Origin of the sequence: Agromyces sp. NPDC056965 (assembly GCF_042673425.1) — a bacterium.
GTDB lineage: Bacteria > Actinomycetota > Actinomycetes > Actinomycetales > Microbacteriaceae > Agromyces.
The window spans coordinates 1-9,152 of the sequence record NZ_JBHURI010000119.1 but is presented as its reverse complement, the minus strand read 5'-3'; the positions used below and the strand labels follow the sequence as shown (position 1 = coordinate 9,152).

Sequence of the window (9,152 nt, the reverse complement as noted above, 5' to 3'; positions counted from 1 at the left end):
GCTCGGCTCGTTCACGCTGCGCCGCCGCCCGGCCTTACCCAGGCTGGCAGCCACTACGCACCCACAGCGCACACTAACAGACGAGGGGCGGTTGCAATGGCAACCGCCCCTCGTCGGGCCTGCGACCTAGGCGCCGAGCACCCGGTCGAGATACGGGTTCGCGAAGCGGCGCTCGGGGTCGAGCTCGTCGCGCACCCGCAGGAAGTCGTCGAAGCGCGGGTAGACCTCGCGCAGCGACTCGGCGTCGCGCGTGTGCATCTTGCCCCAGTGCGGGCGGCCGCCGTAGCCGCGCATGATCGCCTCGACCGCGGCGAAGTACTCGGTCGGGTCCTCGCGGAAGTAGCGGTGCACGGCGATGTAGCCCGACTCGCGGCCATGGGCGGTCGAGAGCCAGTTGTCATCGGATGCCGCGGCCCGCACCTCGATCGGGAAGCTGATGCGCCAGCCCTTCCGCTCGATGAGCTCGCGCACCTCGCGCATCGCGGCGGGCACGGCCTCGAGCGGCACCGCGTACTCCATCTCGCGGAACCGCACCGTGCGGTTCGTGATGTAGACCTTCGGCGAGAAGTCGGCGAAGTCCCGGTCGCCCGTGAGTTTCTCGACCTGGCGCGCGAATGCCGGCACGACGCCCGGTGCGACGGTGCCGAGGGCGCAGACGCCGCGGTACGCGCCGTTCGCCAGGAGCTCGTCGTCGACCCAGCGCGAGAGGCGCCCGAGCGGACGCCGAGGGGCATCGCCCGGCAGGCGCGTGTTCGTCTTCGTGAGGGCCGCCTCGGTGTGCGGGAACCAGTAGAACTCGAAGTGGTCGGCCCCGCGCACGCGCTCCTCCCAGCCGTCGAGCACGTCCCCGAGCGGTTCGGGCTTCTCGACGGCGTGCAGCACGTACCGCGGCACGAGCTGCAGCGTCACGTCGACGAGCACGCCGAGCGCACCGAGGCCGAGGCGCACGGCGGGCAGCAGCTCGGGGCGCTCGGTCTCGCTCACGGTGATGAGCTCGCCGGTACCGGTCACGAGGCGGGCGGCGACGATCTGCGTGGCGAGGCCGCCGAAGCCGAGGCCGGTGCCGTGCGTGCCGGTCGAGGTCGCGCCCGAGATGGTCTGCCGGTCGATGTCGCCCATGTTGGCGAGCGCGAGGCCGTAGGGGGCGAGCAGCTCGGGCAGTTCGTGCAGCCGGGTGCCGGCACCCAGCGTGACGCGGCCGCTCGCGACGTCCGCATCGAGGACGCCGGAGACGCCGGTCATGTCGAGCTGCACGCCCGGTGCGACCGCGATGCCGGTGAAGCTGTGGCCCGAGCCGACGGGCTTGATCGCGAGGCCCGAGGCCGCGGCGGACGCCACCGCCCGCTGCACCGCCTCGGCCGACGCCGGACGCTCCACGCGAAGGGGCCGCACCGATTCCGTGCGACCCCAGTTGCGCCAGACGGCTCCGGTCGCGGTCACAGCGACTCCTCGTTTCGGGTACGCGCCGCATCGCGACTCGTGCACATGTGCCAGATGGCTCCCGCAGCTGTCACAGGAACGCCTTCCCTTCTCCCCGATACGTCGGGATGGTGTCGACGACTTCGCCCGCATCGACCAGGGCGAACTCGTTCAGGTGCTCGGCCAGCTCGCCCGACTTCGTGTGGCGGAGCCAGACGCGGTCGCCGACCTTCATGCGACGGGCCGCCGCGCCGCTCACGGGGGTCTGCACCTCGCCCGCCATCTCGCGCGGTTCCATCACGAGGCCCTCGGGCCAGACGATCTTCGGCAGCCGGTCGGCGGCGGGCGGCCCCGAGGCGACCCAGCCGCCGCCGAGGATCGTCGCGTGGTCGCGACTCGGGCGGCGCACGATGTCGAGCGCCCATGCCGCGGCCGGCGCCGGGGTGAAGTGCTGGTAGCCGTCGAAGAGGTGCCCGCCGAAGATGCCGGAGCCGGCCGCGATCTCGGTCACGGAGTCGTCGGCCGCGGTCGCCTCGAGGGAGCCGGTACCGCCGCCGTTGACGAATTCGAGCTCGACGATCTCACGAACGGCGGCCACGGCGCGGCCCCGGCGCTCACGCAGTTCGGGCATCGAGCGCGACTGCATCCAGCGGTTCACGGCGCCGTCGACCGGTCGACCGGCGGGCTGGTTCACGACACCGGCGATCTGCGCCTCGTAGGCCATCATGCCGACGAGTTCGAAGCCCGGGCGCTTCACGATGTACGCGGCGAGCGCGGCGGCATCCTCGGGTGCGTGCACCGGCGAGCGGCGCACGCCGAGGTGGCCGAGGAGCGGCGCGTTCCACGAGGCGTCGAGTTCGAGGCACACGCGGATCGACTCGCGCTTGCCGGGCGGCAGCACCGCGTCGACGAGATCGAGCTGCGCCGGCGAATCGACCATGAGCGTCACCCGCTTCGCGAGCTCGGGGTCGCTCCCGAGCCGGCGGATGGCCGCCCGTTCGGCGGTCGGGTACCCGACCACGACGTCGTCGACCGTCTCGGCGAGCCAGAGCGCCTCGGCGAGCGTGTACGCGAGCACCCCGTGGTAGCCCGGCATGGCGAGCAGCGCCTCGACGATGCCGCGCACGCGCAGCGACTTCGAGGCCACGCGGATCGGCGTGCCGTGCGCCCGGCGCAGCATGTCGAGCGCGTTGTGGCGCAGCGCCCCGAGGTGGAGCACGCCGACGGGGGCGTCGAGGTGGGCGGTCGCGGCGGTCAGCGACGGCCAGTACCGCTCGGGTCGCAGCCACTCGGAGGCATCCGATACCGGCGAACCGGTCTTGCGGAGGTCGGTCGTCATCAGCGCACGCTCCGCACCCGGGCGACGGCGAAGGCGCCGGCGAACGAGAACGCGGCTCCCAGCAGGAAGACGAGCATGAACGAGCCCGAGACCACGACCGCGGCGGCACCGATCATCGGGGCGATGGCCTGCGGCACGGCCGAGGCGATGTTCATGATGCCGAGGTCTTTTCCACGGGATGCGGCGTCGGGCAGCACCTGGGTGGCGAGCGCCTGGTCGACGGAGAGGAAGCAGCCGTAGCCGAGGCCGAGGAGCCCGGCGCCGACCATCGCGACGGTGAGGTCGGGGAAGAGGCCGAGCATGAGCGCGGCGACGCCCTGCAGCCCCGAGGCGATGAAGACGAACAGCTTGCGGCGGCCCAGCTTGTCGGAGAGCTTGCCGAGGATGAGCGAGGCGAGGATCACGAACACCATGTAGATGAGCGTGAGCACGATGAGGTCGTCTTCGGCGTTCTCGTCCTTCAGCTGGAACATCAGGAAGTACAGCAGCAGGCTCGTGCCGAGGGCGTTGCCGACCGAGACGAGTACCCGGCTGAGCAGGGTCCAGCCGAAGTCGGGGTGCTTGCGCGGGTTGATCCAGAAGCCGCTGAGGATGCCCCTTGCCGTGACGCGGACGCGCTCGGTCGGCGCGAGCGGCTGGTCGGCGCGGAAGAGGAATGGCACCGCCAGCACGACGAGGATCACCGCGAGCAGGATGTAGCCGAGGGAGGCGTCGGTGACGAGCTCGGTCACGAGCACGAGCCCCACGATGATGCCGACCGCCTGCGGCGCCGACATCCAGCCGGAGACGAAGCCGCGCTGGTTCACGGGCACCTGGTCGGAGATCGTCGCCGTGAGCGCGGCAGTCATGATGCAGAAGCCGACGGATGCCGCGACCCACGTCGCCCCGATGGCCCAGATCTCGGTCTGCTGGCCGAGCGTCACGAGCGAGAGGCCGAAGACGACGGCGCCGATCGCGATCCACGGGCGACGACGGCCGAAGCGCGACGTCGTGCGGTCGGAGAGCGCGCCCGTCAGCGGGTAGGCGATGATCGTCGCGATCGCGGCGATGCCCGAGATGATGCCGAACGCGACGACGCTGTCGACCCAGTTGTCGGGCTTGAGCTGCGCGTCGATCTGAGCCGGCAGCAGCAGCTGCACGGGCGTGAGCTGCGCCATCCAGATGCCGAGCCAGACCGTCGCGAACGAGGCGATCCAGCCGGCGGAGACGCGACGGACCGGCTCGCCGAGCGCGGCGGTCGTCGGGTGCGCCTGTTGCGGCGCGGAATCGAGGCTCGTCATCGGGGCTCGGCCATTCTCGAAAGGGCGTCGGCGGCCGCGTGCGCGACCGCCCGTGCGACGTCGTCGTCGCGGGTGACGAGCCACGTGAGGGTGAGCCCGTCGGTGAAGGCGATGAGCACGCGCGCGACCTGCTCGACCGGAGTGGTCCAGACGACGCCCGCGAGTTCGGCGGCGGCCACGAGCGACCGGGCTCCGAGCTCGGTGTACTTGTCGTACTGCGCGACGGCGAGCGGATGCCGCTCGGGCGAGCGCAGCGCGTATTGCGTGAGCTCGAGCATCGCCTGCTCGTGCTCGGGGTCGCCGCGGAGGTGCTCGAAGTAGCGCAGCATGCCGGCCTCGAGCATGTCGCGGATGTCGTGACCCTGGAGGTCGTCGGGCAGCACCGCCTCCTGCTCTCGGGCGACGACCGTCGTGATGAGCTCGTCGATGAGCTCGTCGCGGGAGTCGAACGCGTAGTGGAAGCTCGCGAGCGACATGCCGGCCTCTGCGACGATCGCACGCGTCGTTGCATGTGCGATTCCGCGCTGGGACACCACGCGGAGTGCCGCCTGTACGAGCGCGGCACGCCGTTCTGAAGCGGGGATGCGGGCCATGCGACTCCTTTCGACACCTTCGACGACTGAAGTGGGACGATCGTCCCAGTCGCATCAGTATGCACGAAAACCGTTACGCTCGCAGCATGCACCTCGGAGTCCTCGACGTCGGTTCCAACACGGTGCACTTGTTGGTCGTCGAAGCGCACCCCGGCGCACGCCCCATACCGACAGCCTCGCACAAGTCGGTGCTGCGGCTCATGCGCTACCTCGAGCCCGACGGCGCCATCAGCGACGAGGGCGTCGCCGCCATCCTCACCGCCGTGGGCGGAGCGGCATCCGCGGCTCGCGATGCCGGCATCGAGGAGCTGCTCGCCTTCGCGACCTCCGCGATCCGCGAGGCCGCGAACGGCGAGGCCGTGCTCGATCTCGTCGAGCGCGACACCGGCGTGCGCCTGCAGGTGCTGTCGGGCGACGACGAGTCGCGCCTCACCTATCTCGCCGTGCGGCGATGGTACGGCTGGTCGGCCGGGCGCCTGCTGCTCTTCGACATCGGCGGTGGTTCGCTCGAGCTCGCGCAGGGCATCGACGAGGTGCCGGATGTCGCGCGGTCGCTCCCCCTCGGCGCCGGGCGCTCCACGATCTCGTTCCTGCCCGACGACCCGCCCTCGCCCGAACAGGTCGCGCGCCTCCGCGCCCATGCGCGCGAGGTGCTCTCCGAAGCCGTCGCACCCTTCAAGGCCCTGCCGTCGCCGAACCACGTCGTCGGCTCCTCGAAGACGATCCGCTCGCTCGCCAGGCTCGCCGGCAGCGTCGAAGACGGGTTCGGCGACACCGAACGCAGCATCCTGACCCGCGAGGGCCTCGACGACTGGACGCCCCGGCTCGCGCGCATCCCCGCCGACGCGAGGCCGGCGCTGCCCGGCATCACGGCCGACCGCACGTTCCAGATCGTGGCCGGCGCCGTCGTGCTCTCCGAGGCGATGCGCGCGTTCGGCGTCGACGAGCTCGAGGTGTCGCCGTGGGCGCTCCGCGAAGGGCTCATCCTCCGGCGCCTCGATCGGCTCACCTGACCCGGGTCGCCCTCAACCTGCGGCCCGACCAGCGATGCCGCCGGTGCCCTCCGGCTCCACCTGCTCGGCCGCGAGCGGGTCGACCGGTTCGGGCAGGCCGGTGTCGATCGCCTCGCGGGCGGTCTTCGCCCAACTCGTCCGCCCCGACCAGTGCCGCACGAGCGCGGTGAGGAAGACGGGGAACACGATCCACGTGTAGACCGCGTACGGCACCGTCTCGACGAGTGCGAGCAGGAGGCCTCGGATGCCTCGACCCCGCAGGAAGAGCGTGATGAAGCCGGGACCGAAGCCGAGCGTCAGGAAGAGCAGGAGAACCGTCAACGACGCCGGGATGACCGGCACCTGCAGCGCGACGGCCAACACGATCGTGGCGAAGAAGTCGAGCCCGGCGATCGAGATCAGCACCGGTGTCAGCAGGTAGTGCACGGCATCGACCCTCGCGATCACCCCCTGCTCGAGGCGCGCGGAGCCTCCGATCAGTCCGAGCGCCTGCCAGCCGCCCTGCGCCCAGCGCACGCGTTGCCGGTAGAGCCGCCGGAGCGCGGGAACGCCCTGCTGGTCGATGGCGGCGCCGTTCTCCTGCGCGCCGTGCCAACCGGCCTGGATGAGCCGCACGCCGAGATCCTGATCCTCCGTGAGGCGGTCGCGCCACGGCCCGTCGTCGACTGCGATCGACGTGAGCGCCGAGAGTCGGTTGAACTGACCGTTGCCGCCCATGTTCGCCGTCCCCCACGACGCCCGACCGGCCTGGTAGACGAGCCCGAACGACGAGAACTCGACGTCCTGCGCCCACGTCAGGAACCGGTTCGCGTTGTAGATCCGCACGAGCACCTGCACCCCGGCCGTGAGCGGGTCGGCGAAATGCCAGGCGACCCGGGCCGGTGCATGCCGTTCGAGGCGGCCGTCGGCGTCGATGATGCCGACGATCACCCGATCGTCGGCGATCCCGCTGAAGGCCGGCTCGGTCAACAGTTCGTCGCGGATGTGCCGGTACGCCTCGTTGAGGGCCGCCGCCTTGCCGCGGCGCGCGTTCGGCGCGGTGCGGGTCAGCACGCGAAGTCGCGGGTCGTCGATGCCGCGCAGGATCTCACCCGTTCGGTCGGTCGAACCGTCGTCCACGACCAGGACGACCGCGCGGTGCGCCTCGGCGTCGAGGAGGCGCGCCACGCTGTCGGCGATCGTCACCTCCTCGTCGAGCGCCGGCACCACGAAGACCCAGAGGAAGTCGTCCTCGCCGGGCGCACCTTCGGGAATCAGTCGCCGACGGCCCCGCCGGTACCGGAAACCGGCGATCGCGAGGACGGCGATGGAGACGAAGGAGATCACCGTCAGGGTCAGCGCGATCCAGAAGAGCACCTGGAAGGCGACCGGCACCCCGGCGAACAGCTCGCTCCAGACGATCGGCTCAAGCACCCGCAACACCGCCGAGGCCGTCGGCGACGCCGTCGTGGTACACCTCGCCCAACTCGTCGGCGGGATCCTCGAGGTACCCCGCCGCGCGCAGCACGCCCATCCGATCGATGCCGGCGCCGAACTGCTGCGGAGCCCGCCCGCCGAACACGATGTGCTCGCTGAGCGCGCGGATCCGTTCGGCCGCGTGCCCGTCTCCGTAGGGGTTGGAGCGGGCGGAGCGCCGGGCGTACTCCCTCGGGTCGTCGAGCAGCCGCGAGGCGCTGGAGACGATGAGCTCGGGGTCGGAGCCCACGAGTTCGACGGTGCCCGCCTCGACGCCCTCCTGTCGTTCCGTGGTCTCCCGCAGCACCAGGACCGGCTTCCCGAGTGCCGGCGCCTCCTCCTGGATGCCGCCCGAATCGCTGATGACGAATGCGGCGCGACCGAGCAGGCGCGAGAACCCGGCGTAGCCCATCGACTCGACCAGCGATGCGTTCGCGTGCGGTGCCAGGTGGCGACGCAGCACCTCCTGCACCGCTGGATTCGGATGGAGCGGCACGACGAAGCGCACGTCGGGATACGCCGCGGCCAGTGTCGCGACCGCGCCCGCGATGCGCTCGAGCGGATCGCCCCAGTTCTCCCGCCGGTGCGCGGTCACGACCACGACGCGCGTCGTGGCGTCGTCCTCGAGATCGTCGAGGCCCGCCACCCCGAAGGGCACGTCGAGCGACGCGGCGAAGAACAGCGTGTCGATCGCGGTGTTGCCGCTCACGAAGATGCGCCCCTCGTCGATCCCCTCGAGGATCAGGTTCTGCTCGTTCCGGAAGGTCGGGGCGAGATGGAGCGCCGCGATGCGGGAGATGAGCTGGCGGTTCAGCTCCTCGGGAAACGGCGAGAGCGTGTCATCCGTGCGCAGTCCCGCCTCGACGTGCACGACCGGCACCCTCGTGTGGAATGCCGCCAGCGCCGCTGCCGCTGCGCTGGACGTGTCGCCGTGCACGAAGCACGCGACCGGAAAGCCCTCGGGCGGCGCACCGTAGTTCGTCTCACGCGTGGGCCCGAATCCCTCGAAGACCCGATTCATGCCGCCGAGCACGTCGGCGAAGAGCTGGTTGAGACCGCGACCCGGCGCCGCCCGCTCGAAGGTCACGTCGGGCTCGATGCCGCCGAGGGCGAGCACGTCCGCGACGAGCTCCGCATGCTGCCCCGTCGAGACCACGAACGCGCCGAATCGGCTGCTCTCGCGGAAGGCGCGGATGACTGGCAGCATCTTGATCGCCTCAGGTCGTGTGCCCACCACGAAGACGGCGACGAGCGTTCTCTGAGCGGTGTTCTCCCCCATGCGCCCACCGTAGAACACGAGCCACGAGGAGTGGTGGAGGCACTCGTCATCGATCACTCGGACTCGGATTCCGGATCGATCAGGAATGGAGAAGCGCACGGCGGACGCATCGGAATAGCCTGACAACGACGCCCCGCCCACCGCGGCGGCACCGATGAGGATCCCGGAAGGACCACGAGATGTCGAAGACCGATACGTCCGGCGGACTGAGCAAAGACGAGCGCGACGCCGTCAAGCAGCGCGCGAAGGAGCTCCGCGAACAGGAGAAGGCCGGCAAGAACCGCGCCGCAGGCGAGAAGGCGGTGCTCGACGCGATCGCCGAGATGGAGCCCGCTGACAGGTCGCTCGCGGAAGGGCTCTACAAGGTCGTCACCGAGGTCGCACCCGACCTCGTGCCGAAGACCTACTACGGCATGCCGGGCTTCGCGAATGCCGAGGGCAAGATCGTCGTCTTCATCCAGGCGGCCGCGAAGTTCAAGACCCGCTACGCCACCATCGGCTTCGAGGATCGGGCGAACCTCGACGACGGCGACCTGTGGCCCATCGGCTTCGCTGTGCGCAACTGGACGCCAGCGGTCGAGGCGCGGGTCACGGAGATCGTTCGCAAGGCCGTCAGCTGACGGAGCCGCACACGTCTTACGACTGTCTCGCCGACAGAGCGCGGGATCGAGGCGGCGCACCGGCCCGGTGCTCCCGCTGGGATTCGAACCCAGACTGAGGCGAGTTTAAGTCGCCTGCCTCTGCCGATTGGGCTACGGGAGCGCGGCGCCGCCC

At 70.8% G+C, this 9,152-nt stretch carries 8 protein-coding genes and 1 tRNA gene; 2 read left to right on the top strand and 7 right to left on the bottom strand.

From position 1 onward, the window contains the following. Window positions 1-126: 126 nt before the first annotated feature. From ACFTQE_RS19145 to ACFTQE_RS19130, 4 genes are all read right to left on the bottom strand, one after another. A complete protein-coding gene (locus ACFTQE_RS19145) occupies window positions 127-1,440 on the bottom strand; it encodes a D-arabinono-1,4-lactone oxidase (RefSeq protein WP_376926564.1) in 1,314 nt (437 codons plus the stop codon). A gap of 70 nt (window positions 1,441-1,510) precedes the next feature. Then, complete coding sequence (locus tag ACFTQE_RS19140) at window positions 1,511-2,758, bottom strand: amino acid deaminase/aldolase (protein ID WP_376926563.1); 1,248 nt, start codon at window positions 2,756-2,758, stop codon at window positions 1,511-1,513. After that, window positions 2,758-4,038 (bottom strand): MFS transporter, encoded by a 1,281-nt coding sequence (locus ACFTQE_RS19135; protein ID WP_376926562.1) that lies wholly within the window; start codon window positions 4,036-4,038, stop codon window positions 2,758-2,760. The genes ACFTQE_RS19140 and ACFTQE_RS19135 overlap by 1 nt, the downstream gene beginning before the upstream one ends. Beyond that, window positions 4,035-4,631 carry a TetR/AcrR family transcriptional regulator gene (locus tag ACFTQE_RS19130; protein ID WP_376926561.1) on the bottom strand — a complete coding sequence of 199 codons (597 nt, stop codon included), beginning with the start codon at window positions 4,629-4,631 and terminating at the stop codon, window positions 4,035-4,037. The genes ACFTQE_RS19135 and ACFTQE_RS19130 overlap by 4 nt, the downstream gene beginning before the upstream one ends. A gap of 86 nt (window positions 4,632-4,717) precedes the next feature. On the opposite strand from ACFTQE_RS19130, the gene ACFTQE_RS19125 reads away from it, so the two are divergent. Beyond that, the gene (locus ACFTQE_RS19125) at window positions 4,718-5,644 is read left to right on the top strand and encodes a Ppx/GppA phosphatase family protein (RefSeq protein WP_376926560.1); all 927 of its coding nucleotides are present in this window, start codon (window positions 4,718-4,720) and stop codon (window positions 5,642-5,644) included. Between the two features lie 12 nt (window positions 5,645-5,656). Here ACFTQE_RS19125 and ACFTQE_RS19120 read toward each other — a convergent pair whose 3' ends face one another. After that, on the bottom strand, window positions 5,657-7,057 hold the full coding sequence (locus ACFTQE_RS19120; RefSeq protein WP_376926559.1) for a glycosyltransferase family 2 protein: 1,401 nt from the start codon (window positions 7,055-7,057) through the stop codon (window positions 5,657-5,659). Beyond that, the gene (gene wecB / locus ACFTQE_RS19115; protein ID WP_376926558.1) at window positions 7,050-8,378 is read right to left on the bottom strand and encodes a non-hydrolyzing UDP-N-acetylglucosamine 2-epimerase; all 1,329 of its coding nucleotides are present in this window, start codon (window positions 8,376-8,378) and stop codon (window positions 7,050-7,052) included. The genes ACFTQE_RS19120 and wecB overlap by 8 nt, the downstream gene beginning before the upstream one ends. A 179-nt stretch (window positions 8,379-8,557) precedes the next feature. On the opposite strand from wecB, the gene ACFTQE_RS19110 reads away from it, so the two are divergent. Next, entirely contained in the window at window positions 8,558-8,998 is a 441-nt protein-coding gene (locus tag ACFTQE_RS19110; RefSeq protein ID WP_376926557.1) for an iron chaperone, read from the top strand. Window positions 8,999-9,066: 68 nt separating this feature from the next. On the opposite strand, the gene ACFTQE_RS19105 is transcribed toward ACFTQE_RS19110, so the two are convergent. Continuing rightward, window positions 9,067-9,140, bottom strand: a tRNA-Leu gene (locus ACFTQE_RS19105). Window positions 9,141-9,152: the final 12 nt, after the last annotated feature.